The 24812-nt window shown below is 42.5% G+C and carries 23 protein-coding genes; 21 read left to right on the top strand and 2 right to left on the bottom strand.

The window, feature by feature from the left end; genetic code table 11:
- Positions 1-6: 6 nt before the first annotated feature.
- The 13 genes from rfbC to ACT6NU_RS05950 all read left to right on the top strand — a co-directional run bounded on the left by rfbC (position 7) and on the right by ACT6NU_RS05950 (position 14992).
- A complete protein-coding gene (gene rfbC, locus ACT6NU_RS06010) occupies positions 7-552 on the top strand; it encodes a dTDP-4-dehydrorhamnose 3,5-epimerase (protein WP_445383557.1) in 546 nt (181 codons plus the stop codon).
- Positions 549-1340: a dTDP-4-dehydrorhamnose reductase gene (gene rfbD, locus ACT6NU_RS06005; RefSeq protein ID WP_445383556.1), complete on the top strand. Its 792-nt coding sequence runs from the start codon at positions 549-551 to the stop codon at positions 1338-1340. The genes rfbC and rfbD overlap by 4 nt, the downstream gene beginning before the upstream one ends.
- A gap of 25 nt (positions 1341-1365) precedes the next feature.
- Positions 1366-2553: a UDP-N-acetylglucosamine 4,6-dehydratase gene (locus ACT6NU_RS06000; RefSeq protein WP_445383555.1), complete on the top strand. Its 1188-nt coding sequence runs from the start codon at positions 1366-1368 to the stop codon at positions 2551-2553.
- A 4-nt stretch (positions 2554-2557) separates the two neighbouring features.
- Positions 2558-3700, top strand: coding sequence for a LegC family aminotransferase (locus ACT6NU_RS05995; protein ID WP_445383554.1), 1143 nt, complete (start codon positions 2558-2560; stop codon positions 3698-3700).
- Positions 3687-4316 carry an acetyltransferase gene (locus ACT6NU_RS05990; RefSeq protein ID WP_445383553.1) on the top strand — a complete coding sequence of 210 codons (630 nt, stop codon included), beginning with the start codon at positions 3687-3689 and terminating at the stop codon, positions 4314-4316. The genes ACT6NU_RS05995 and ACT6NU_RS05990 overlap by 14 nt, the downstream gene beginning before the upstream one ends.
- A 248-nt stretch (positions 4317-4564) precedes the next feature.
- The gene (locus ACT6NU_RS05985; protein ID WP_445383552.1) at positions 4565-5236 is read left to right on the top strand and encodes a hypothetical protein; all 672 of its coding nucleotides are present in this window, start codon (positions 4565-4567) and stop codon (positions 5234-5236) included.
- Positions 5223-6281 carry an N-acetylneuraminate synthase family protein gene (locus ACT6NU_RS05980; protein ID WP_445383551.1) on the top strand — a complete coding sequence of 353 codons (1059 nt, stop codon included), beginning with the start codon at positions 5223-5225 and terminating at the stop codon, positions 6279-6281. Before ACT6NU_RS05985 ends, ACT6NU_RS05980 begins: the two co-directional genes overlap by 14 nt.
- A gap of 5 nt (positions 6282-6286) precedes the next feature.
- Entirely contained in the window at positions 6287-7330 is a 1044-nt protein-coding gene (locus tag ACT6NU_RS05975; RefSeq protein WP_445383550.1) for a nucleotidyltransferase family protein, read from the top strand.
- Positions 7331-7336: 6 nt separating this feature from the next.
- Positions 7337-9004, top strand: coding sequence for an N-acetylneuraminate synthase family protein (locus ACT6NU_RS05970; RefSeq protein ID WP_445383549.1), 1668 nt, complete (start codon positions 7337-7339; stop codon positions 9002-9004).
- Between the two features lie 57 nt (positions 9005-9061).
- Entirely contained in the window at positions 9062-10390 is a 1329-nt protein-coding gene (locus ACT6NU_RS05965; protein ID WP_445383548.1) for a lipopolysaccharide biosynthesis protein, read from the top strand.
- Positions 10387-11607 carry a glycosyltransferase family 4 protein gene (locus tag ACT6NU_RS05960; RefSeq protein WP_445383547.1) on the top strand — a complete coding sequence of 407 codons (1221 nt, stop codon included), beginning with the start codon at positions 10387-10389 and terminating at the stop codon, positions 11605-11607. The genes ACT6NU_RS05965 and ACT6NU_RS05960 overlap by 4 nt, the downstream gene beginning before the upstream one ends.
- A 6-nt stretch (positions 11608-11613) precedes the next feature.
- Positions 11614-13632, top strand: a complete 2019-nt coding sequence (locus ACT6NU_RS05955) for an NPCBM/NEW2 domain-containing protein (protein ID WP_445383546.1) — start codon at positions 11614-11616, stop codon at positions 13630-13632.
- A gap of 112 nt (positions 13633-13744) precedes the next feature.
- Positions 13745-14992 (top strand): O-antigen ligase family protein, encoded by a 1248-nt coding sequence (locus ACT6NU_RS05950; RefSeq protein ID WP_445383545.1) that lies wholly within the window; start codon positions 13745-13747, stop codon positions 14990-14992.
- Between the two features lie 483 nt (positions 14993-15475).
- Here the strand turns inward: ACT6NU_RS05950 and ACT6NU_RS05945 are convergent, their stop codons facing one another.
- On the bottom strand, positions 15476-15625 hold the full coding sequence (locus ACT6NU_RS05945) for a hypothetical protein (RefSeq protein ID WP_445383872.1): 150 nt from the start codon (positions 15623-15625) through the stop codon (positions 15476-15478).
- Between ACT6NU_RS05945 and ACT6NU_RS05940 the strand changes: the two genes are divergently transcribed.
- The 7 genes from ACT6NU_RS05940 (at position 15561) to purD (ending at position 23573) form a co-directional block, all read left to right on the top strand.
- Entirely contained in the window at positions 15561-16196 is a 636-nt protein-coding gene (locus ACT6NU_RS05940; protein ID WP_445383835.1) for an O-antigen ligase family protein, read from the top strand. The genes ACT6NU_RS05945 and ACT6NU_RS05940 overlap by 65 nt on opposite strands.
- 9 nt (positions 16197-16205) lie before the next feature.
- Positions 16206-17645, top strand: coding sequence for a capsular polysaccharide export protein, LipB/KpsS family (locus ACT6NU_RS05935; RefSeq protein WP_445383544.1), 1440 nt, complete (start codon positions 16206-16208; stop codon positions 17643-17645).
- Positions 17646-18395 carry a glycosyltransferase family 2 protein gene (locus tag ACT6NU_RS05930; RefSeq protein WP_445383543.1) on the top strand — a complete coding sequence of 250 codons (750 nt, stop codon included), beginning with the start codon at positions 17646-17648 and terminating at the stop codon, positions 18393-18395.
- A gap of 21 nt (positions 18396-18416) precedes the next feature.
- Positions 18417-19784, top strand: a complete 1368-nt coding sequence (locus ACT6NU_RS05925; RefSeq protein ID WP_445383542.1) for a sugar transferase — start codon at positions 18417-18419, stop codon at positions 19782-19784.
- 136 nt (positions 19785-19920) lie between these two features.
- Positions 19921-21237: a UDP-glucose dehydrogenase family protein gene (locus ACT6NU_RS05920; protein WP_445383541.1), complete on the top strand. Its 1317-nt coding sequence runs from the start codon at positions 19921-19923 to the stop codon at positions 21235-21237.
- A gap of 6 nt (positions 21238-21243) precedes the next feature.
- Positions 21244-22233 carry a UDP-glucuronic acid decarboxylase family protein gene (locus ACT6NU_RS05915; protein WP_445383540.1) on the top strand — a complete coding sequence of 330 codons (990 nt, stop codon included), beginning with the start codon at positions 21244-21246 and terminating at the stop codon, positions 22231-22233.
- Between the two features lie 65 nt (positions 22234-22298).
- Entirely contained in the window at positions 22299-23573 is a 1275-nt protein-coding gene (purD, locus tag ACT6NU_RS05910) for a phosphoribosylamine--glycine ligase (RefSeq protein WP_445383539.1), read from the top strand.
- 37 nt (positions 23574-23610) lie between these two features.
- Here purD and ACT6NU_RS05905 read toward each other — a convergent pair whose 3' ends face one another.
- Positions 23611-23832, bottom strand: a complete 222-nt coding sequence (locus ACT6NU_RS05905; RefSeq protein WP_445383538.1) for a DUF6341 family protein — start codon at positions 23830-23832, stop codon at positions 23611-23613.
- A 39-nt stretch (positions 23833-23871) separates the two neighbouring features.
- Between ACT6NU_RS05905 and ACT6NU_RS05900 the strand changes: the two genes are divergently transcribed.
- Entirely contained in the window at positions 23872-24810 is a 939-nt protein-coding gene (locus ACT6NU_RS05900) for a DUF6427 family protein (protein ID WP_445383537.1), read from the top strand.
- The last annotated feature ends 2 nt before the right edge of the window (positions 24811-24812 follow it).

The raw sequence follows: 24812 nt of genomic DNA, 5'->3' as shown, positions 1-24812 counted from the left end.
ATCAATTTGAAAATAGAAGCCACTCCAATTCCGGGTTGTTTTTTACTGTATCCCAGGATTATCAAAGACTCCAGGGGGTATTTTATGGAAAAATTCAATGCGGCTGAATTGGAGAATTGTCTGGGTCAAAGAGTTGATTTTGTACAGGACAATCTCTCGTCATCTGCCAAAAATGTATTGAGAGGGCTGCATTTTCAGCAAGGGGAACACTCACAGGCAAAACTGGTACAGGTGCTGCGTGGGGCCGTACTGGACGTGGTGGTTGATCTGCGCCCTGAAAGCCCCACCTTTGGCCAGCATTACAGCACCGAATTAAGCGAGACAGACCATAAAGTAGTATTTATCCCCAAAGGGATGGCCCATGGCTTTTTGAGTCTGGAGGAGGGCACCTTGTTTTCCTATAAGTGCGATGCCTATTATCATCCCGGTTCGGAAGGGGGGATTATTTATAACGATCCGGAGCTTTCAATAGACTGGGGTGTATCGGAAGACAAACTCATTTTATCAGACAAAGACCGGGGTTTACCTCTTTTTAAAGACGTAAGAGGATGATTCAAGTGCTGGTAACTGGGGCTGGAGGGCAGTTAGGACTCAGTTTAAAGGATGCCCTGGCCGGATTTCCACAGATTAAGGCACGGTTCTGTACGAGTGAGGATCTCGATATTACAAAACCTGAGACCATGCAGCAACACTTTGGGGATGAAACTCCTGATTACTGCATCAACTGTGCTGCCTTTACCGATGTGGAAGCAGCAGAAAAGGCCCCTGAACAGGCATTCAAAATAAACGCCGAAGGGGTAAAGAACCTGACCGAAACCTGTAAGGAATATGGAACAATTCTAATTCATATTTCCACAGATTATGTTTTTGATGGCGAAAAAAAAGAAGGTTATCTCCCTTCTGACCCGCCCAACCCCATAAATGAATATGGAAGATCTAAACTGGCAGGGGAACAGGTAATCCAGGAGGTTTTAGACAGATATTTCATTATCAGGACCTCCTGGCTATACTCTAAAAAATATGGCCGAAATTTTTACAAAACGGTCCTGGAAAAAGCACGGAGAGGGGAACAGTTGCGAATTACCGATCAACAAACAGGGTGTCCGACGGACACGCTGAATCTCTCCGCGTATATTATTGAGCTGATCCTTTCAAAGAATAACGATTACGGGATTCATCATTTCACGGATGGCAAAGCCATGAGCTGGTATGATTTTGCAGGTGATATATTAAGGGAAAATGGATTGTTGAAAAGCACCAAATTGACTCCGGGGAACAATTATATTACTTTTGCCCGCAGACCCCGCAATAGTACACTCCTGCAGAATTTAAACAATTAAGGCATTTTTAGAAGGAAACAAGGTTATGAATATATTATCACTGATTGGCCGAAACGAGGAATTGTTTAGCGAGGATATAAAGGAACGGGCCGAAGCGCTTGAAAAAATGGTTTCCACTTCTTCATTTTTGGTAATTGGAGGAGCCGGCTCTATTGGACAGGCGGTTTGCAAAGAAATTTTCAGACGGCAACCCAGGAAACTTCATGTGGTTGATATAAGTGAAAATAACCTGGTAGAACTGGTGCGAAATATCAGAAGCTCTTTCGGTTACATTTCAGGAGATTTCAGAACTTTTGCGCTGGACGTGGCTTCAAAAGAATACGATGCGTTCATAAAGTCAGATGGCAGTTATGATTATGTATTGAATTTGTCTGCCTTAAAGCACGTACGCAGTGAAAAAGATCCGTTTACACTGATGCGCATGATTGAGGTCAATATTCTCAACACAGTAAAAACGCTACATCAAGCGGCAGAAAACGGGGCGCGAAAATACTTCTGTGTTTCAACCGATAAGGCAGCAAATCCCGTAAACATGATGGGGGCTTCCAAGCGCATTATGGAAATGTTTTTAATCCGTGACAGCGCTAATTGCGATGTGTCAACAGCTCGTTTTGCAAACGTGGCATTCTCTGACGGATCGCTGCTTTGGGGATTCGAAAATCGATTTCGAAATATGCAGCCGCTAGTAGCACCAACGGATATTCGACGATATTTTGTTACCCCGAAGGAATCTGGGGAATTGTGCCTGATGTCTTGCATTTTTGGGGAGAACAAAGACATTTTCTTTCCTAAACCCTCTGAGCAACTTCATTTGATTACTTTCGAGGAAATTGCCAGGAAATATGTTCAGGAAAAAGGATTTAAAGTATTTGAATGCCAGAGCGAGGAAGAAGCGCGAAAACGCATGGACGACCTACCTGCAAAAGGCTACTGGCCTTGTTTGTTTACACCCAGTGATACTACAGGAGAGAAGGGGTTCGAAGAGTTTTATACTGCATCTGAAGAACTAGACCTGGAAAGTTTTCAGAAAATCGGGATCGTAAAAAACAAACATGAAGCGGACCAGAGAATGCTGAAATACTTTGAAAGTGAAATCCAAAGGTTAAGAACGGCAGGAAAATGGTCTAAAGAACAAATTGTTTCTCTTTTCAAGGAGTTGATCCCCAATTTTGATCACTTAGAGAAAGGTAAATATTTAGATAGCAAAATGTAAGCGAGTGAATTTTAAGCGAACCATAGAATTTATCAGGGATATTTATCAGACCAAGGACTTCATTCCACTGCATGAACCCCGCTTTACAGGTAATGAGAAGAAATATGTGGAGCAATGTATAGACTCCACTTTCGTTTCCAGCGTTGGTGAATTTGTTGGGCAATTTGAAGATGCCGTTGCCGATTTTACCGGGGCCGCTTTCGGTATTGCCACTGTTAATGGAACTGCAGCACTGCATACAGCACTCCATTTAGTTTCAGCAGGACCTGGAGATGAGATAATTACGCAGGCTTTAACTTTTGTAGCTACCTGTAATGCAATCTCCTACACAGGAGCCAGGCCAGTATTCGTGGATGTGGAACGCGAAAGCATGAGCCTCTGCCCCAAAAAATTAAAAGACTTTCTGGCTACCCATGCAGAGGTTACGCAGAAAGGGTGTATTAATAAGAATACAAGGTCCCAAATCAAAGCAGTGGTTATTATGCATACCTTCGGGATGCCAGGGAAGGTCAAGGAAATCCTCGATATTTGTAATCAATACAAATTAAAATTGATTGAAGATGCGGCTGAATCACTGGGAAGCTACAATGGAGCGGAGCATACAGGAACTGAAGGGTATTTGGGAGTCTTAAGCTTTAACGGCAATAAAGTTATTACCACGGGTGGGGGAGGAATGATACTGACTCAGTCTGAAGAAATTGCCCGGAAGGCAAAACATCTTACGACTACAGCTAAAGTGCCCCATAAATGGGAATACAATCACGACAGTCTCGGGTTTAATTATCGCCTTCCAAATTTAAATGCAGCCATGGGCCTGGCCCAAATGGAGAATTTACCTTTGTTTTTGGAAAAGAAAAGACAACTTGCCCACACGTACAGAGATTTTTTTTCCGGAGAAGCCGCTACGTTTATGGAGGAACCAAAAGGTAGCCGCGCAAACTATTGGTTGAATACCTTACTAATGGAAGACAGAAGACAAAGGGATCAGTTTTTGGAATTAACCAACCAGCAGGGAATAATGACCCGACCGGCCTGGACTTTGATGAGTGAACTCCCGATGTACAGGGATATGCAGCACGGGGAATTAGGTGTTTCGCGCTGGTTGGAAGATCGAATCGTAAATATACCGAGTAGTGTTATCCTCTGAGCAATTATATTTATTTGGGTATTCGGGCCATGCCTACGTGGTGATAGACCTGTCTGTAGCATTGGGATATACCATAATGGGATATTTCAATCCCCAACCGGTTACAAATAACCCGTATAGTTTGGAATATTTAGGGGATGAACAGAATGAGGCAATAACCGACGCCTTAAAAAAAGCCCAGGTATTTGCTGCCATTGGGGATAACCGTATACGTGAAAGGCTGATGAACGATCCTAAATTTGCGGAGCTGAACTTTGCTATTTTAAAGGACTCATCGGCCAGTTCTTCAGCCACTGCAAAGATCGGTCCCGGGAGTCTGGTTTGTGCACGGGCTGCCATTCAGAGTCAGTCGGTTATAGGCAAGGGTTGCATTGTGAATACAGGAGCCATAATAGAACATGAATGTAAAGTAGGCGATTTTGCTCATATTGCACCAGGAGCAGTTTTGGCAGGTAATGTCCAGGTCGGAAAAGCTGCCTTTGTCGGGGCCAATGCAACTGTGAAAGAAGGCAGAATCATTGGGGATCGTGCCGTAATAGGCGCGGGTGCAGTCATCCTCTCAGATATAGGTCCGGGAGAAACCTGGGTAGGCAATCCCGGACGTAGGATTCAATAAACAACAACAAGCCTGTTACTGAAAAGCAGTAGATTATGAGAACTGCATTTGCAGCTGTTATTTTCCCCTCGAATTTAAAATTCTTCGAAGAATTTTGTCTCTCCCTGGAAAAACAATCCTATTCGGATTTTGAATTGCGTTTATATAACGATGGTTGCGCTGAAAAAGATCTCACCAGGCAACTAAGCCAATACAAACTAAATTACAGCATCCAAAAAGTGCAAGCCGGGACCCCTGCAAAAATTCGGATGGAAATGATACAGGATCTTTCGTCCGGGGATTGGGACATTATCATATTTGGAGATACCGATGACTGTTTTTCTGTTAACAGAGTTGAGAAGTGTGTGGAAGTATTGGGAAGCGAAAGTTATCAGATAGCGTATAATGACCTGAGTTTAACCGATGAGCGAGGAGCAGTGTATGCTAAAAATGTATGGGGCTCAAGAGCTCCCAAGGCTGAAATCAATTTATCTTTCTTGTTAAATCAAAATGTGCTGGGCCTGGGTAATACAGCTATCAAAAAAAATCTTCTATCCACCAAATTGCGGACAGATGATAAGGTAACTGCCTTTGATTGGATGTTTTATCTTCAATTATTTTACTATAACCAAAGCATTCGCTGTAAATTTATACCGGAAGCGGTAACTTACTATAGACAGCACGGTTCTAATTCACTGGGGTTACAAGAGCAGTTTGACCTTGAACGGATCAGTAAATTAGTGGAAATAAAAAGCGGAGTTCTCCGGTTTGCTGTCAAAGCGGGAATTCCTGGAGCTGGAAAACGAGAAGAGGAATTGCAAACGCTTTCAAAAAAAATACAGGCCGAGCCTGAAAATTTCAAAGAAAAATTAAACCGGTACAGAGGGTCAGACCATTTATTTTGGTTTGAAGAATTAACGATAGAAAATGAGAAAAATTAAACTTGATTCAAGGCAAAGCGTACAAAATTACCAGAGGCCTTATGTGATTGCAGAAATTGGAGCGAACCATAACGGAGACATGAAACTGGCTAAAAAAATGATTCTTTCCGCAAAAGAATGTGGAGCGGATTGTGTGAAGTTTCAATCATGGACTTCCAAGTCTCTTATCGCCAGAGAAGAGTACGAACGCAACCAGGTGTACAACGACTCTAAGAAAAAACACTTCGGTTCGCTTAAAGAGATGGTTAGCAAGTATGCATTAACTGATCAGCAACATAAGGATTTAAAAGATTTTTGTGAATCGCATCAAATCACATTCGCCTCATCTCCCTTTTCTCCTGCGGAGGCAGACTTATTGGCCCGCCTGGAGGTGCCGTTCTTTAAAATTGCCTCCATGGATATTAACTATCTGGATTTTATAGGCCATGTGGCAGCTTATCAAAAGCCCATAATTCTCTCTACGGGCATGGCAACCTTAAGTGAAATAGATAAAGCAGTAAACACCTGTTTTCAAAAAGGGAACGATCAAGTAATATTATTGCACTGTATTTCAATTTATCCACCGGAATACAAGGATATTCACCTGAACAATATCCCCATGCTGCAGCAGGCCTTCGGCTTGCCGGTTGGCTTTTCAGACCACACAATAGGAACCTCCATTCCCCTGGCATCGGTAGCCCTTGGAGCGTGCCTGATAGAAAAGCATTTTACGCTTGACAAGGATTTGCCAGGCTGGGATCACGAGATTTCAGCAGATCCACGTGAAATGAAAGAAATCTGTACAGAGTCTAAGAATATTACAGCCTCCCTGGGAAGTTCGATCCGAACGGTTTCAGAAGCAGAGGAAAATAAAAAAGCGAAATTTCGAAGGAGCCTGGTATTCACCAAATCATTAAAAAAAGGAAGCGTATTAAATAGAAGTGACCTAACAGCAAAAAGACCGGGCACCCAAATCCCTCCTGATGCGCTAAAGTTTGTTTTAGGAAGGACGCTTTCACAAGATGTTAATGAGGATGATCTGGTCAGCTGGGATTCTTTAACCTAACATAAATGGATTTACAAGGGATAAGCATAAACCAACAGGCCACTATTGTAGAAGCCCTTAGGAAGTTGAACGAAATACGCGATGTCAGCAGGTTAATCCTGTTTGTAACAGACACAGAAAACCGGGTAATCGGATCGCTCACCGATGGAGACATACGCAGGTCCCTTGCCAGGGATATGGATATTCACAAAAAAATAGACGGTGTATGCAACCGGAATTTTGTTTTTGAAAGAGCCGAGAAACAGTATGTTGACCTTAGTTTTTACAGGAAAAAAAACATCAAGATACTTCCCTTATTAGATAAAAAAGACCGACTGGAGGGTATCATTGATCTGGGCCGAATACGATCTGTATTACCATTGGAATGTGTTCTCATGGCCGGGGGAAGGGGAAAACGCCTGAGCCCCCTGACAGACAATACCCCCAAACCAATGTTACCCCTGGGGGAGAAACCCATTATTGAGCACAATATTGATCGTCTCATTTCATTCGGCATTCAGAAAATCTACATAGCTATAAATTACCTGGGGGACCAAATTGAGTCCTATTTTGGAGATGGTAGTTCCAAGGGTATCAAAATCGAGTATATACGTGAGAAGAAAGCCCTGGGAACCGCAGGTGCCTTATCACTGGTTACGGATTTTCAATCGGACCATATACTATTGATGAACAGCGACCTCTTTACGGATGTGGATTTTGAAGACATGTACAGAAACCTGCTGGAAAAGGATGCCGATATAATGGTAGCCTCTACCGAGTATAAAGTAGATATTCCTTATGCAATTTTTGAAACCCGGGATGAATCCGTAGTGGGCTTTCGGGAAAAACCAACTTATGTGTATTATTCGAATGCCGGGATCTACATGATCAAAAAAGAGCTGATTCAACAAATCCCGGAGAACACATTTTACGATATCACGGACCTTATGGATGAGGTTAACAGGAAAGGAGGCACCCTGGCACACAATCCCATTATCGGATATTGGGTTGATATCGGTAAGCCTACAGATTACGAACAGGCCCAGGAATTTATCAAACACCTTAAATAAAATTGAATGAAAATTATTGCCGAAAGCGCTTCTAACCACAATGGGGAGTTAAAAGATTTAAAGGCACTGGCACTGGCAGCTAAAAACGCTGGCGCAGATTATTTTACATTTCAGATTTTAAACCCTGAATTTTTCTGTGCTGCCGAATATGAGCGCTACGATCTGGTTTCGGAGATAGCACTTGACAATAAAGAATGGGCATCGTTTATTGAATACTGCAGGGGGATTAAGATGGATATGATACCCTGCCCACTAGACCTGGATTCTTTTGAATTTTGCAGGAAAAATGGATTTGAGTTAATTAAAATTCACGCTACTGATATTGTAAACCTTCCTTTTTTAAAGGCCGTCCGTCAGGCTGGGGTTCAGGTAATTCTGGAGACCCAATGTGCAACTTATCAGGATATACAATTTGCGCTGGGGGTTATTGGGGAGCAGGTAGATGCAATTATTCACGGTTATAGCAACTATCCAACAGAGATAGAAGACCAGCGCCTGAATTCTTTGGATGCTATACAGCAGGAGTTCAATTGTGAGACGGGTTTTGCCGACCACAGTCTGGATCTAAGAGAAATTCCACTGATGGTTTTGGCAAAAGGCGCCAAGTATCTTGAAAAACACATTACTCTCAGCAGGAATGACCGGAAATACGATTGGCAGGTTTCCCTGTATCCTGAAGAATTTTCCATAATGGTTCAAACGATCAGGCATTACAAAAAAGCGCTCGGATTAAAATTGAAGCATCCGGATAAGACCGAATCGGCCTTCAGAGGGGTACTCTATAAAAAAGTTCTCAATGGCGATTTGGAAGGAGAATTAAAACGGGCAGACAATGGGCAGGACTACCTAACTTCTTTATTTGATTCTTTTGACAAAAAGAAAATTGGAGTTGGGATTATCGCCAGGCTTAAATCAAAACGTCTCAAGGAGAAGGTCCTCAAACCCTTTCACAACAGCACCATAATTGAAGATTTATACCATCGAATAGGCACCACCCCCGGGCTGGAAAGCGTTTCTGTCATCACTTCATTTCTTCCGGAAGATGGGCCTTTGGTGTCCTATTGTGAATCTAATGGGCTTAATGTTTTTAAAGGACATCCGGAGTCTGTGATTGATCGCATGCTTTCATTTATTTTGCAGAATAAATTGGGGATAATATGCCGGGTTACGGGAGACAACCCCTTTTCGGACCCATCAGTTTTACAGGCAATGATCGGCCTGATGCAGAATAACGAGCTGGACTATGTAAAGGTTAACAACCTTCCTATTGGGATGGGAGTAGAGCTATATGCAACCTCTTACTTATGGAGGATGTATTTACAAATGGAAAATCCGCTCACATCAGAATATTTGGCCTGGTATGCCTTAAATGACCAAACGTCCCGCAAGGGTTGTGTTGATATAAAATATTCAGATCCGGATCTGAGCTTTTACAATCTTTCGGTGGATTATCAGGAAGACTACGACAGGTGCCAGATGATATTATCAGCTATCGGCAAAGAGGAATTTAAAGAAATCAGGCTGCAAGACGTCTTACCGGCACTTTCGAATATAGAACCGTCAGACCGAAAAATGAATATCAAATTGCCCGGAGGGGAGAGTTGTACCTTTGAGGAATTCAATGCCCTGATCGACTCTTCAAATTACGAGACGCGTCTGAGTTTGTCAGTGTAATTCAGGGGATTTTCCTACGGGATATTTTGAGAATACATAGGGTAGGGCTACAATCGAATGAATCGCAGAGCACTAAAAAATATAAGGAACAACAGCATTTTTAAAAATCTGCTGGTTTACTTTGTTTCAAGTGTTTCCGCTATTTTTATCACGGTTCTGCTTCAGTTCATCCTTCCCAAGCTGATTACTATTGAGGAATACGGCCTCTATAAAACATTTACTCTTTACCTCTCCTTTACCAGCTTGTTGCATTTTGGTTTAAAAGACGGAATTTATCTTCGGATTAGTGAACAGCTGAAGTTAAACCTCAGGGAAAATGGCATCTATTTTTCAACCGTAATTTTACAGCAATTAGGGGTTTTTGCTGTGATGTTTATAATTGGCTTTTTTTTCCAGGGGGTCTTCAGGTACTTTTTCTTTGCACTGGCAGCCTCCTCCTTTTTCTTTATACTGAACACCTATTACGATTCTCTCTACCAGTCTCGAAAAGAATTTAAGGTAGTCAGTTTTCTTAAAATATTCAAGGAAGCAATTTTACTTACCATGGTAGGGGCGTTTTTTCTATTGCAGGGAGAACTAAGCCTGGAGCAACTACTGCTCTTTTTTACTATTTCAATCTGCGTCACCTTTATAATTTACACTCTTAAAGCCCGCCCGTTTCTCAAATTTGCAATTCCCTCAAAAGAAGAAATCAGGGGAGTTGTTTTTCCAGTATACCGAAGAGGAGTTGGATTACTTGCCGGAAATTTCGGGAATCAGATTAATTCAAACATCGATAAGCTTTTTGTGAGTAGTTTTTTGTCCGTAAGTGCGTTTGCTTATTATTCTTTCGGCGGCTTGTTTTTTGTACTCACAAATACTCTTGTGGGCTCTGTATCTACCGTTCTTTTACCATATCTGCTTACTGATTATAAGGACAAACTAAATAGCACGTACCGCAGATTACTCGATATCACTACCATTTTCGGACTACTGCTTTTCATTTACGTCTTAACAGTTCAATGGATCGTATTTGAATTTTACCCCGAATACAATAGAAGTATTCCTATCATTTCGCTCTTTTTCGGGGCAATGGTCTACAATATGAAGATCAATATTATCCAGAACAATTATTTGAAAACGCTTCGCCTGGATGGGTCTTATGTTCGAAACAACTATCTAATTCTGGCCTTGTTTCTTGCCGTTTTATTCGCGATATTTTTCTGGGATGGAGATTTACAATGGTACGCTATGGGGACTTCCTTTTTTGTGTTTTCCAGATATAAACTCAATCAGTATTCCCTGAATAAAAAAATGGCCATACCACTGAGTCCACCCTGGCAGGATACTTTTCTCTGGTCGTTGGCCATAGTGCTTTATTTCCTAACCAATTGGATTTACACATGAAAAAAATTCTGATTCTTGGCCAGGTTCCAAAAGAATACGGAGGGAATTACACTACTGGTGTTGCCAATGTTATCATGTCATTAGCGCTGCCACTATCACGAAACTATCAGGTATATATCTATGGAACAAATTTAAACGAGGGAGCTGGCCAAAGGATCCCCAATATTCATTTTCTGGGCTACTCTAAAAAGGAAATAGGCCTGGGCTTGTTAAAAAAAATAGTTTTATCCCCCCTGGGGTTTATAAGGGAATGGATTCAGTATAGAAAGACTTATGGCGTACCCCCACTGCGCTTTATGGCCTACCGTATACAAATTCAGAAGGACTTAAAAAAGATCAGGCCGGATATTGTAAATGCCCACGGGATGATATTCGCTCCTGTAACAGCACAACTAGGTATAAACGCTGATACTATATTTTCGTTCCATGGATTTATGCATGATGATCCTGCAAGTATTTCTGCGAATAAAAGCAGGGGCATTGAAATGGCCAAACTGTATCTAAGGGGAGCGGGGCTGGTTCAGAATTCCATTTATCTTACCCCGGCCATGCAACGGAAAGGGCAGGAGGTACTTGGAATTCAGGATCAGATTTCCACCATTATTTCAAATGGCGTGGACGTGGAAAAATTTCGATTCTCTGCTTCTCAAAGAAAGCTTATCAGGGGACAGTTCGGGCTGGAGGCGAATGACTTGGTTTTTATCTCTGTTGGAGCCCTGACGGCACGAAAGAACCATGGTGGGTTTATTGATTTTCTTGAAAGGAACCAGATTCCTTGTCATTATTGGATTGTGGGAAAGGATACCGGAACAGAAAATGAGACTATTCAAAAATTGGATAGCCTAATTGAACAAACCTCCTTCGTTAAGACAAGGCGAATAGCCTATGTGCCTCATCAGGAGTTGTATGCCTATTATTCAGCAGCGGATATTTACGCTCATCCCAGCACCTCGGAAGGACAGGCACTTGTGGCCATGGAGGCCCTTTGTTCCGGACTGCCGCTGATTGTCAATGAACAAATTAAAGATACCATAGGGCTTGATTCAGAATTTGAACAATTTATAGATTACGTCAACTTAAGCAATTCAGAACTACCTCCTCTGCGAGCACCTGACAGAGAACATCTATCTGAAGTTTGCCGTGAAAAATTATCCTGGGAAGCCAGTGCAGAAAAATACAGTGATTTTTTTCTGAAATTTCAGGATGAAAAACGATAATCCTCAATGAAGCATTTCCTATTTTATGGGTTACTCTTGTTTTTAGGTTATTCCTGTTCAGCACAGGAAAAAGAGGTTTGGCTCGATGAGCTGGACCTGAGCAGTATGAGTTCTGGTTGGGGAAAGCCCAATAAGGGGAAATCCGTACTGGGATACCCGATTCAAATGGGTAATAAAAGATATGCCAGGGGTGTTGGGGTACACGCCGAGAGTAAATACATGCTTACATTAAATGGGCAGGCAACCGAATTTAGTGCGATCGTAGGGGTAGATGATACGGGAAAACCAGTCAGTTCTGTGCGATTTTATCTGATAGGGGACCAAAAGATTCTTTGGCAAAGCGACCTGCTTGGCAAAGGGGAATACCGGGAGGTCCGTATTGATCTTAAGGGAATAGAAGTTTTCGCAATGTATGTGTCGGATGGTGGCGATGGATACAACAGGGATTATGCCAATTACGCGATGGCAAAATTTAAAACGCGTGGCGAAATTAAGGTGTTCCTCCCGGAAAAGCCCATTTGTAATTCGGGTACACAAACAGAACTGAAAACCCCCCGAATTAATGGTCCTGAAGTAGTTGGATTTCGCCCTGGCTCTCCAGTATTATATCGAATTCCTACTTCTGGGGAAAGGCCAATAAAATTTAAGGTTAAAAAGCTACCCCCCGGGTTGCAAATCAATCGGGAAAAAGGAATTCTGTATGGGGCGATTTTAAAAAGAGGAGTATACAGATTAGAACTTACTGCCAATAATAAATGGGGTACGGCCAGTAGAACTATAGAATTTAAAGTAGGCGATCAAATTGCCTTAACTCCACCTATGGGCTGGAATTCATGGAACGTTTGGGGAGAACATATCGACCAAAGTAAAATACAAAATGCAGCAAATGCTCTTATTAAAAGTGGGTTGGCTGATTACGGGTGGAACCATGTCCTAATTGACGATGGGTGGCAGGGAGACCGTGCAAATTTGCGGAAGGCCCTCTCTGCGAACAGCAAATTTCCCGACATGAAAGAGTTGGTCTCCAATATTCACGAGATGGGACTGAAATTTGGATTGTATTCCACTCCCTGGATTACCTCTTTTGCCGGATATTGTGGGGGTTCCAGTGCTGACCCCGACGGGAATTGGGAACGGGAGGTTCATGGGAATCGTTCCTACACCAAAATGGGGACATACACCTTTGAAAAACAAGATGTCTCTCAATTTACAGATTGGGGGATCGATTATCTCAAATACGACTGGAATCCCATTGATAGCCTTGCACTAATTCGTATGGGACAAGAAATAAAGGCAGCTTCACGGGACATTGTTTTATCCATTTCGAATTCCGGCAATCTGGAAGATGCGGAGCTTTATCGCAAATGGTCAAACCTCTGGAGAACCACTTCAGATATACGGGACATCTGGGACAACGGTCATGCAAATGGGCGTAATGCGCAAGGCATCATGGATATTTTCAGATACCACCCTAAATGGAGTCAATTCAATGGGCCTGGCAACTGGAACGACCCGGATATGCTGGTGCTTGGCAAGGTCGGGTGGGGCAGCCCCAGGCCAAATCGCCTGAATTGCCACGAATTGAGGACACATTTCAGTTTGTGGGCAATTTGGTCGGCTCCAATGATCCTTGGATGTGATCTGCAGGATTTAGACTCAGACCTCAAATCAATCTTGATGAATCCGGAGGTTATACAGATTAACCAGGATCGTTTGGGGAAACAGGGAGAACTAATTTTCGACCAGGAAGGAATTAGTGTTATCAAAAAAGAACTTTCTGATGGCAGTACGGCTGTAGCCGTTTTAAATCGCGGGAAATATGCAGATCAGGTGGTTGATCGCTTTGATTGGGGCCCACAACCCGAGAGGACTTTTACACTTTCGTTTGAATTATTGGACTTGAAGGGATCATTAATAATCAGAGACTTATGGAAGCAGGTAAATATAGGAAAACAGAAGCATGGAATAACCTTACGCATTCCGCACCATGGTGTATCTTTACTAAAATTTACCAAAACCGAATAGGAAATAGTTGCTCCATTCTTTAGTTTTAATGGCCAGCTCACTGGTAAACCTGTTCTCATGAAATGGCAATAAGGAGAGGTTTTTCATGAGATAAGGGCCATATATTTTATGTATGAAATTCAATCTGAATTATTATGGATTTGTGTCCCTGTTGCTGGTTTTTCTATACTACTGCCATGGGGATGCCTATCTCATTATATGGGTTGGAATTCCTTCAGTTATTTTCTTCCCGCTGATAGCTCTGCTAATAGCACCTGTACTGACAAAAAAAAATAGTCTTGCGCAACTTTCACGTAATCAGCTATTGCTGTTTTTTTTGGTTTTTACCGGTCTAATGCTCCTTTGGGTTGGGTTAGCGAGCCTCCCGGCTACCGAAATGGAGAACAATTATGCCTTTGTAAAAAAACAACTGCTCAATTTGGCCATTTTATTGGTTTGTTTAGTATGGCTGACAAGTGAAAAAGCAGTTATTCGGGTCAGGCATTTTTTATTTTGGGGGCTCATTCTGGGGATAGTACTAAATCTATACGATGCCACCCATATTGGTTCATATGACCTTATGAATGACCCTGTAGCCCGTTCAACATTTTCTATGATTTATGCGCGTGCAGCCGGGTTTTATCTGGATCCAAATGTTTCAGCCATTACTTTAACCTTTGGCCTGATTTTGACTGAGAAGACAATCGAGAATAAAACATGTAATCTAATCTATGTCTTAACCGCCGGTTTAGCTGTTTTATTAACTTTATCAATCTCCGGCGCACTGGCCTTTGGTATTTTTATTTACAGAAAATACTTTCTGGGACGACTTAAGTTAGGATCAGTCCTTACAATCCTTATGGCTTTTGTGATCCTTTCTTTTTCCATTAAGGAATTGATGCAGCGCAAGATTATTGAGTTTGGCCCCGGGATCACCCAAAGGATAATGGCAGTCGTGGATCCGTTTAGCACAGAAGATGAGTTAGTAACAAAAAACAGTCGCGCAATCCTTCTAAAGAATGCAGTTAACAAGTTTTGGGACCATCCCATACTAGGAAATGGGATTGGGCAACATCAGTTTATTGAAACAGAACAGGCTGCTGATACACGCGCAGGAACCCACGCCGGTCCTCACAACCAATGGCTGGCATTTTTGATCGATTTTGGGTTGCTGGGCCTTTTGCTGTATGCTTCTTTATTTTTATTGCTTCTACCCAAGGTAAATTCCATGTACAGGGAAGAGGTAATGACGTTTCTTGTAGTATATTTCGTATACTCCCTTTTTTCTCATACAGCACTGATTAATCACTCTCTAATGCTCCTTCTGCCCCTGGTATATAGATTGGGCAGGATTGTAAAAACTGAAGAGGCCTATGGATAGTCTGAAAAAGATATATCCGATTTTGCTTGGTTTGCTTGCAGCATCAATTGCCTTACCAACAGCAATTTTCAATATAATACTTCCGCTAAGCCTATTGACAGCTTTATTGATAAGCTCCAGAGAGGAGCGCCTGGATATAATCAGAAATAAAGCGGCACAGCTGCTATGGGTTGCATTTGCAATCACCCTGATCGGATTGTTGTATACTAGCTCGCAAAACCTCGACAAAGGGCTGGATTTATGCTCGAGAAGACTTCCATTTTTACTTGTCCCCTTTCTTTTTGCCCCCAGGGGGATAGGTTATTTTAAACCAATTTTTTCTGGATTGCTGTTGGGCGTACTGCTTGGCTTCGCAATTTGCCTTTACAATGTAATTGCAACGCCGGGGGTATACGGACATTTAGAACAAATTTATATCAGTAACTGGTATTGGGCCGATATTTTACTGGATCCCATTGATAAACACCGTTCCTATTTTACCTTTTACTCGGTTTTATGTTTTTTTATTTCCTTTAAATATTTGCTAATGGCCAGCAGAAATAGGGAAAGAATATTGTATTTCCTGGCCATGATCTTGTATTGCGGGATAATATTGAGTTTGGAATCCCGGTTGTTTCTGATGGCTTTTCCCATCCTACTTCTGTTTTTTACATTGCTGTATTTCAGAAAAGTCAAAATCGCAATTCTGAGCGCCCTTTTGGCCATTTTAGCAGGAACTGTATTTTTCGTCCAGCATCCCGCCAGGTTTCACAATATCCGGTTGCTTCGTTTAGACGAAGCAGGTAGTGTCCGGATGTCTATTTACGGAAATACCTGGGAGGTTATAGAAGATAATTGGGCCTTCGGGACTGGAACGGGGGATTTTCACCAGGAATTGTATGCCAAATATGATGAAAATGAGTTTCAATACGGGAAAGAATTGGGGTACAACGCACACAACCAGTTTCTTGAAGAGTGGGCAAGGTCCGGTATTCCAGGATTATTGGCTTTAGTGGCGATATTGTGGGTGGGTTTATCCAACTCATTTACACGTAAACCAATATTTTTTGTATTTCTGGGCAGTGCTGTGCTTTTTTTCCTGGTGGAATCTGCTTTAAACAGACAACAGGGAATAAGCTTTTTTGTGCTGTTCTATTGCTTGTTTATTATCGGGGCATCCAGGATAAAACCAGAGACTACAGCAAAAAACCTCAATTCTATTTAAAAATCGTACATGCAAAACCTGTCTGAAATTAGTGCTGCTTTTTTACAATGGGAGGAAGAGGAAGGACTTTTAGGGGTGCTGCATAATGGATTTCCGATATACTTATTGATCCGGCCCCAAATTTATGAGGCTGTGCTATTGGGGACCGATCCTATTGAATTAATGACCAAAGATACCGGGCAGACCAAGGTTCAGCTCAATTATTTAAAATTGGGCCGGCAGGTGATTTCATTTTTTGTGAATTTTCGCAAACTATTTCGGGAGTTGCTGGTTATTTCACATACTGAAAACAGACGATTTGATGGACACAACTATTACGATATTTATTTCGACAGGATTACCGATACGCTGGACATCAGTGTCTGTATTGTTGAATTCCCGAAAATAGGATTGTACCATTATTCTGAAAACCATCGCAACGAAAAAGTGATAAAAGGCGATTTGTTTTATGTGTTGGAACGGATTATGAAATCAGGATTCGACAGTAAATTACTGGCGGTTCAAACAAGAGAAATTGTAGATAAATATTCCGTATTCTATCAGAGAGTCTTCAGGCGTAGTTTAGATGACAATACCTTGGAAGGTCTTTTTTACAAGAAGTTTGAACGCAACCTAAGGCGGATAGGCGTTTATGAAAGGCTTTTGAGGTTTTCAAAACCGAGGACCCTGATGCTGAAATCGTCATATTCACCAAAATCTCTGATTCTGATATTTCTGGCCAGGAAACTTGGAATCAGAAGCCTGGAGGTACAGCACGGGCACATCTATCCATATCATATAGGATACCTTCGCACCAGAAACCAGAATTCGCTATTTCCCGATCATATTTTTCTTTGGTCAGAACACTACAAAAAGACACTTTTGAGTAACGGGTGGAATGAAAAACAAATGACTGTTACAGGAGATTTCACACAATTGTCTCAGTTAAATACAAAAGATCGAGGGGATTTATCAGAGGCCCTGATGGATTTTATTGAAAGGCATGAGACGATCATTACTGTTATCGGCCAGCATTCAATTAACGAGGTTTTCGTTCGCTATCTGCTTGAAATCAGGAAACTACCAAAGGACGCAGGAATCATTTTTAAGTTCCACCCGAAGTTTGCGAAGCAACAACAAGCTTTTTTTGAAAAACATCTGGGATTGAACGATAATTTATTCTATCTATCTGAGGGCAACATCAGGCTATGTTTTGAGAAAAGTAATTTGGTAGTTGGAGTTTATTCTACTGCCGTTATAGAGGCAATCGAACTAAAAAAACCGGTCCACCTGATCGATTGTCCACAGGCAGAAATCTTCCAGGATTTTGTGGACGGGGGATTACTGCTGAAAAGCAGGAGTGTTCAGGAGTCGATTAAGTTATTGAAGAGTATGCCTGACGCAAAAACACAGCCACCTATTGGGCAGGACTTTGATGAACACTGGAGAAAAAAACAAGATATTCTTTAAATGATGAAACCTGAAGTTTCTATAATTACTCCTGTCTTCAATGCAGAAAAGCATATTATTAAATGTTTAGAATCTGTGTTGAATCAGTCATTTGAAAACTTCGAGCATATACTCATTGATGATTATTCAACAGATCGCAGTGGGGCAATAATCAACGAAAAAGCGGCAAAAGACGATCGGATACGCTACATCAGAATGGCTCAAAATGCAGGGCCGGCAGTCAGTAGAAACAAAGGGATAGAATCAGCAAGAGGCAGGTTTATTGCCTTTCTGGACAGTGATGACATCTGGCATCCAGAAAAATTGACCCGGCAGATATCCTATATGAAGGAGAATGAATACCATTTTACTTTTACATCCTATAATACGATGAATGAAGAGGGGATAAAATTAGATCGTGTAATGGAGGCAGCATCAAAAGTCACCTATAAAAAGGCCCTGTATAAAAACCCTATTGGATGCTTAACGGCTATATATGACACCCAGTTTTTCGGAAAGCAATACATGCCCGAAATTCGAAAAAGACAGGACTTTGCTTTATGGTTGAAGCTGCTAAAAAAGACAGACGCCTATGGTCTTCAGGAAGTGCTGGCAACATATCGCATCCAAAGTAATTCAGTTTCTTCAAATAAATTGGGATTAATCAAATACGAGTGGAGAATCTATCGGAATATTGAAGGATTTGGTTATTTCAAATCAGCCTATTTTCTTATTTCCGCTATCTTTATAAAGCTGAAGAGCTATCTTTGACCCCGATCTTTTATATGCCCAATGGCCCAAAGAACCATTCTAAATACAGTTGAACGTAAGTTTATATTGCTGCTGGGCGATTTACTGATTATCGTTGCATCCCTGAATGTATTTATCAATTATGCCATTGACCGGGAGTTTACTTCCTTTAGACTGCAAGCTACTATATACGCTGTGGGTTTGCTGACCTATCTAGGGTTGGCGTACTCACTTGATTTTTATAACATCCAGAATACTACAAAGAGACGGTTTATAATTACCCAGTCCCTTTACATCACTTTTCTGTTCGTCTTTTTTATTTTTCTTTTCTCAGTCCTATATTTTGATGCCAGCTTCTGGAGGATTCCTTTAATTTCTTTTTTGGTTCTCACACCCTTGCAAATTGCTTTGTGGCGATTGCTATTCCGGAACTTGTTTCAATTAATCCCAATAACAAAAAACGTCTTTTATATCTACGATGAGGTTTCTACGGAAACCTTTAAAGACGACATTGATAAGATTAATGGGGAAGGCCTGAAAACATTTTACAAGGTTAAGTTGACTTATTCGGTCAATCAGCAGGTTTCACTTGATAAAAAGATCTTTAGGGACGCCACAGACAAAATCGACACCTGGATTATAAATACCAAGAGTTACGACCTTTTACCCGAACCTTTGGAGCGGATCCTTCTGAAGTCTATGATCAAAGGCAAAGAAATCATATCCTTTACCTCATTCTACGAAAACACCTATGAGGCACTGCCCATCCGTTCACACAACGACAGCTTCCAGGAAATACTTAAGTTTCGAAACAATAAGATCCGATATCTACAGCGAATCTTCAGCTTTGGCGTAAATTTTGTCCTGTCCACCCTGGTTGGTCTTGTCTTTGTGATATCCATACCGTTCGTAGTACTCGGCAACCTTTTTTTTAACAGGGGCCCTCTTTTTTACGTACAGAAAAGGGTCGGGCAATACGGAAAAGAATTTAAAATATACAAGTTCCGATCAATGATCGTGGATGCAGAAGAAGCTGGGGCAAAGATGGCGACGAAGGATGACTCCCGGATAACCCCGTTTGGTAAAATACTCAGAGTGTTCAGGATTGATGAACTACCCCAGATTATTTCTGTTATTAAGGGGGATATGCAATTTATTGGCCCGCGCCCAGAGCGAAAAGTTTTTGTGGATCAGCTAAAAAAGATATTACCCTTTTACAATGCGCGGCATTTGATTAAACCTGGAATTACAGGCTGGGCCCAGGTAAAATACAAGTATGGTGAGAATTTGGAAGATTCCATACGGAAGCTGGAATACGACCTGTATTACATCAAAAACAGGTCCATTACTCTGGACTTAAGAATTATATTCAAAACGATAACCACAATTTTATTCTCGAGGGGAGTCTGATATTGATGAACACCTGGATGGGCCGCTACGTATTCTCTAAAACAGGATTGCTTTTAAATAGTTTCAGTAATTACCGTTGTAATAGGGGTCATATTTATCTAATATTGCAGTGGCATTGAGTTAAAGCGCTTAGAATATGAAAATTACTGTTATTGGAACCGGATATGTTGGCCTGGTAACTGGCACCTGCCTGGCCGAAACAGGGAATGAGGTAGTCTGTGTGGACATAGACGAAAAAAAGGTCAGGAAGATGCAGTCCGGGGAGGTGCCTATTTATGAACCCCATTTGGATGTATTATTCGAAAGGAATATTAATGCGGGAAGATTGACCTTTACAACTTCCCTCAAAGAAGGTCTGGATCACGGAGACATCATTTTTCTGGCCTTGCCAACACCGGAGGATGAGGATGGCTCTGCCGACCTGAAATATGTCCTTGGAGTGGCTGACGAGATTGGGAAACTAATAACCGATTACAAGGTAATTGTCGATAAAAGTACTGTTCCTGTCGGGACATCGGAAAAGGTGCATGCAGCTATTGCCAAGCATGCCAAATGCGAATTTGATGTGGTCTCCAATCCGGAGTTTCTCCGGGAAGGGTTCGCGGTAGATGATTTTTTAAAGCCCGAACGCATTGTTGTGGGGGCTAGTTCACAGCGCGCTATTTCCATGATGCAAAAGCTTTTTAAGCCTTTTGTACGGTCGGGGAACCCGGTGATCATTATGGATGAAAAATCAGCAGAGCTAACCAAATACGCGGCAAACGCCTATCTGGCCACCAAGATTACTTTTATGAATGAAATCGCGAATTTTTGCGAAAGGGTGGGAGCAGATGTGGACAAGGTGCGTATCGGAATGGGAACGGATTCCCGAATCGGGAAGCGATTCCTGTTTCCCGGGATTGGTTATGGGGGGTCCTGTTTCCCTAAGGATGTAAAGGCCCTTCATAAGTCCGGAAAAGACCACGAATACAATTTTCAGATACTGGATTCAGTTATCAGCGTTAATAAAAGTCAGAAACTTGCCTTGATTCCCAAGATCAGGAAATATTTTCAGGACGATTTGAAAGGAAAACAAATTGGAATCTGGGGTCTGGCTTTCAAACCAGAGACAGATGACATTCGTGAGGCTCCTTCTCTTGACGTGATTGCGGAGCTGCTAAAATCCGGGGCCTCCATTACGGCATTTGATCCTGAGGCCATGGATAATGTAGAGCGAAAACTAGGGGATAAAATAAAATATGCCAATAGTATGTACGAGGCGGTTAGGGGGGCAGATGCCCTGGTAATTTGCACCGAATGGGGGGTCTTCAGGAACCCTAGTTTTGGAAAAGTGAAGCAGCTTCTGAATAATCCGGTAATCTTTGATGGCAGAAACCTCTATGACACCCAGGAAATGAGGCAGGAGGGGTTTCATTACGAGTCTATAGGCAGGGAATTGGTTCAAAATAATTAAATTTTTGTGGGAAAGCGTGTATTAATAACCGGGGCGGCAGGATTTTTAGGCTCGCATTTATGTGATCGTTTTATAAAGGAAGGTTACGAGGTTATCGGTATGGATAATCTAATAACCGGCGACCTTAAAAATATTGAGCACCTTTTTCGCCTGGAGCGTTTCGATTTTTACCATCATGACGTCACCAGGTTCGTTCATGTACCCGGCAAACTGGATTACATCCTTCATTTTGCGTCTCCCGCCAGCCCGATAGACTATCTGAAAATTCCCATTCAAACCTTAAAAGTTGGGGCGCTTGGAGTCCACAACCTTTTAGGATTGGCAAAGGAGAAGGGCGCCCGAATCCTGATCGCTTCAACTTCGGAAGTTTACGGGGACCCCCTGGTCCACCCGCAATCTGAATCCTATTTCGGGAATGTAAATACGATCAGCCCCAGAGGAGTATATGACGAAGCCAAACGCTTCCAGGAATCAATGACCATGGCCTATCATCGCTTTCATGGCCTGGAAACGCGTATTGCCAGGATATTTAACACCTACGGCCCCCGGATGCGACTCAATGACGGGCGGGTAATCCCTGCTTTTATGGGGCAGGCCCTGAGGGGTGAGAACCTTACGGTATTCGGAGACGGCACGCAAACGCGTTCTTTTTGCTATGTTGACGATCAGATAGAAGGGATCTACCGGCTATTGCTTTCGGATTACAGTTTACCTGTAAATATTGGTAACCCGGAAGAGATAACAATTAAGGAATTTGCAGAAGAGATTCTGGGACTTACCGGCGCGGAACAGAAAATCGTTTACAAACCACTTCCTGAAGACGATCCATTGCAGCGCCAACCGGATATTACCAAGGCAAGAGAAATTCTGGGATGGGAGCCCAGAGTGGGCAGGGCAGAGGGTATGCGGAAAACTTTTGACTATTTCAAGACCCTGTCTGAAGAGGAGCTCAAGAAAAAGGAACACCGCGACTTTTCCACACGTAACAGGCGCTGATAAAAATCTCTCCATTCACAGGCCACTTTCCCTTTCAAAAGCTATTTTTGCTGAAAAGCCAGTAGATGAATATTCTCATATTGGGCTCTGGGGGTCGTGAACACGCCCTGGCCTGGAAACTCAAGCAAAGCAGCAAACTCAAACAACTATATGTCGCCCCGGGAAATGCGGGGACGGCTGCGATAGCCCAGAACATTCCGGTAAGCGTTGAAGACTTTGACGGGATAAAAAAGGCCGTATTGGAACAATCCATCAACATGCTGCTTGTGGGGCCGGAAGTTCCTCTGGTGAAGGGGATCCACGATTTTTTTGAGAAAGACCCGGAACTTTCTGAGGTGATGGTGATAGGGCCTACTGCAGAAGGCGCCATGCTGGAGGGGAGCAAGGAGTACGCAAAGGAGTTTATGAAACGCCATGCCATTCCCACTGCAGCCTACCAAAGTTTTGGGGCCTCGGAACTACATGAGGCCTATAACTTCCTGGAAACCCTCAGCCCGCCTTATGTCCTGAAGGCAGACGGGTTGGCAGCCGGGAAGGGCGTACTAATCCTGCAAGACTTGCAGGAGGCCCGGGAGGCGTTACGGGAGATGTTGGTGGAGGCGAAGTTTGGAAAGGCCAGTGCAAGGGTAGTGATAGAGGAATTCCTCAGCGGAATTGAACTGAGCTGTTTTGTTCTTACCGATGGGGAGCATTATAAAATACTGCCAACTGCAAAGGACTACAAGCGGATAGGAGAAGGAGACACCGGGCTGAATACCGGTGGCATGGGAGCGGTATCCCCGGTCCCTTTTGCCAGTGAAGCCTTTATGAAAAAGGTTGAAGACAGGATAATTATCCCGACTGTAAACGGCTTAAAAGAAGAAGGCATCCCTTATGTAGGATTCATTTTTATCGGCCTGATAAAGGTTGGTGACGACCCTTTTGTTATTGAATACAATGTGCGAATGGGAGATCCGGAGACAGAAGTGGTGATTCCACGTCTTGAAAGTGACTTACTGGACCTTTTGGCGGCGGCGGCCCGTGGGCAGCTGGATGAGGCAGATTTAAAAATTAAAGAGGAGGCGTGTACCACGGTAGTTGTGGTTTCCGGGGGCTATCCGGAAGACTATAAAAAAGGATATCCTATTAGTGGTCTCGAAAACATTGAAGGATCTGTCGTTTTTCACGCCGGAACTACTCGCGACAAGGAAAAAGGAACCTTAAGTAACGGCGGACGGGTGCTGGCCGTAACTTCTTTTGGTAAAGATTTTAAGCAGGCCCTTGGCCAGTCTTACAGCAATCTGGAAAAGATCGGGTTTACGGATGCTTACTTCCGAAAAGATATAGGATTTGATCTGTAGCCTCAGGGTATTCAGGTAGTCGCTACAGCCTGTAGGTTTACATATAGGAGTGAGCGGTAATACTGGTATCTTCTTCTCCGCTGGCGTCAAAAATACGCAACTGGCGAAGCCAGTATACCATAGCGACAAAGCCGATTACAACAAATACCCAATTAACCGAATTGGCCGTCCACCAATTCTGCATTTCGCGTAATAAATCAAAAGGAGCGAACAGTCCGTTGACAAATAAATCTTCAATGCCTTCAAAAAAAGCTCTCATTGTACCTATATTTACGATACAAACATACGAAAACCAGTGATGATTTCAAGTGTTTTTGGCAAAACAAAACCTATCAATTATGTGCTGGTATTATCTTTCCTTTTTGTCTTATACTGGTTTGTAAATGCTATTCGGTTCGGGCAACCCGTAGACGTGGATAACCTGCCCGGGCATCTGCTGCGGGCCACCTGCCTGCTGTTTACTGTCCTGATCATAAACTTTGTGGTACAAAGGAATCAATTAACCGGGACGCACTCCTATAGCCTTTATATCTACAGCCTTTTTTTCCTGGTTTTCCCGGATATTTTACTGGATGGAGATTCCATTTACGCCAGTATATTTCTACTGCTGGCCATGCGCAGGCTTATCAGCTTAAAATCGTTGCGCAACAGTAAATTCAAGATTTTTGATGGGGCTTTATGGATAGTTACCGCAAGCCTGTTCATCGATTGGGCCTTGTTGTTTCTGTTATTGGTTTGGCTGTTTGTCTATTTCTATGAACCTGAAAACTTCAGAAATTGGCTGATTCCCCTGGCTGCTGTGATAGTTGTGGGAATAATTACCTGGAGTTTCTCAATTGTAATAGGGAATCCTGACTTTCTAACCGAACATTATCGCTTCCGATGGGATGGGCTTTTATCTTACTGGCAGGATTGGGGCAACAGTTTCAAATTAGGGTTGTTCCTTTTGTTGGTCCTCATTTCGGGCTTGGTGTCATTCTTAAGACTCGGGAAATCCGGTCACGGGAAAATAATCAGTATGCGGCTTATTGCCTTAGCCTTGATAATAGCCTTTGCAGTGGTCCTTTTAATGAGTAATGAAAGGGAGGGAGCAACAATCTTTTTATTTTTCCCGGCGGCTGTATTTATTTCCAAGTATATCGAAACCCTTAAGAAAGAAGCTGTAAAAGAAGCTATGCTGACGGGGCTGCTTCTTGTGGGTATTTTGGTATTTGCGGGGGAGTGGGTTGCCAAATAAGC

Source organism: Robiginitalea rubriflava (genome assembly GCF_052540725.1).
The sequence above is the reverse complement of the archived record's forward strand: the minus strand, read 5'-3'. Positions and strand labels throughout refer to the sequence as shown.

What these genes read in the sequence shown, in the direction of transcription:
- rfbD (WP_445383556.1), top strand. Translation starts at nt 549, where the DNA reads ATGATTCAAGTGCTGGTAACTGGGGCTGGAGGGCAGTTAGGACTCAGT.
- ACT6NU_RS06000 (WP_445383555.1), top strand. Translation starts at nt 1,366, where the DNA reads ATGAATATATTATCACTGATTGGCCGAAACGAGGAATTGTTTAGCGAG.
- ACT6NU_RS05985 (WP_445383552.1), top strand. Translation starts at nt 4,565, where the DNA reads ATGGAAATGATACAGGATCTTTCGTCCGGGGATTGGGACATTATCATA.
- ACT6NU_RS05980 (WP_445383551.1), top strand. Translation starts at nt 5,223, where the DNA reads ATGAGAAAAATTAAACTTGATTCAAGGCAAAGCGTACAAAATTACCAG.
- ACT6NU_RS05975 (WP_445383550.1), top strand. Translation starts at nt 6,287, where the DNA reads ATGGATTTACAAGGGATAAGCATAAACCAACAGGCCACTATTGTAGAA.
- ACT6NU_RS05970 (WP_445383549.1), top strand. Translation starts at nt 7,337, where the DNA reads ATGAAAATTATTGCCGAAAGCGCTTCTAACCACAATGGGGAGTTAAAA.
- ACT6NU_RS05965 (WP_445383548.1), top strand. Translation starts at nt 9,062, where the DNA reads ATGAATCGCAGAGCACTAAAAAATATAAGGAACAACAGCATTTTTAAA.
- ACT6NU_RS05960 (WP_445383547.1), top strand. Translation starts at nt 10,387, where the DNA reads ATGAAAAAAATTCTGATTCTTGGCCAGGTTCCAAAAGAATACGGAGGG.
- ACT6NU_RS05955 (WP_445383546.1), top strand. Translation starts at nt 11,614, where the DNA reads ATGAAGCATTTCCTATTTTATGGGTTACTCTTGTTTTTAGGTTATTCC.
- ACT6NU_RS05950 (WP_445383545.1), top strand. Translation starts at nt 13,745, where the DNA reads ATGAAATTCAATCTGAATTATTATGGATTTGTGTCCCTGTTGCTGGTT.
- ACT6NU_RS05940 (WP_445383835.1), top strand. Translation starts at nt 15,561, where the DNA reads ATGATCTTGTATTGCGGGATAATATTGAGTTTGGAATCCCGGTTGTTT.
- ACT6NU_RS05945 (WP_445383872.1), bottom strand. Translation starts at nt 15,625, where the DNA reads ATGGGAAAAGCCATCAGAAACAACCGGGATTCCAAACTCAATATTATC.
- ACT6NU_RS05935 (WP_445383544.1), top strand. Translation starts at nt 16,206, where the DNA reads ATGCAAAACCTGTCTGAAATTAGTGCTGCTTTTTTACAATGGGAGGAA.
- ACT6NU_RS05930 (WP_445383543.1), top strand. Translation starts at nt 17,646, where the DNA reads ATGATGAAACCTGAAGTTTCTATAATTACTCCTGTCTTCAATGCAGAA.
- ACT6NU_RS05925 (WP_445383542.1), top strand. Translation starts at nt 18,417, where the DNA reads ATGGCCCAAAGAACCATTCTAAATACAGTTGAACGTAAGTTTATATTG.
- ACT6NU_RS05920 (WP_445383541.1), top strand. Translation starts at nt 19,921, where the DNA reads ATGAAAATTACTGTTATTGGAACCGGATATGTTGGCCTGGTAACTGGC.
- purD (WP_445383539.1), top strand. Translation starts at nt 22,299, where the DNA reads ATGAATATTCTCATATTGGGCTCTGGGGGTCGTGAACACGCCCTGGCC.
- ACT6NU_RS05905 (WP_445383538.1), bottom strand. Translation starts at nt 23,832, where the DNA reads ATGAGAGCTTTTTTTGAAGGCATTGAAGATTTATTTGTCAACGGACTG.
- ACT6NU_RS05900 (WP_445383537.1), top strand. Translation starts at nt 23,872, where the DNA reads ATGATTTCAAGTGTTTTTGGCAAAACAAAACCTATCAATTATGTGCTG.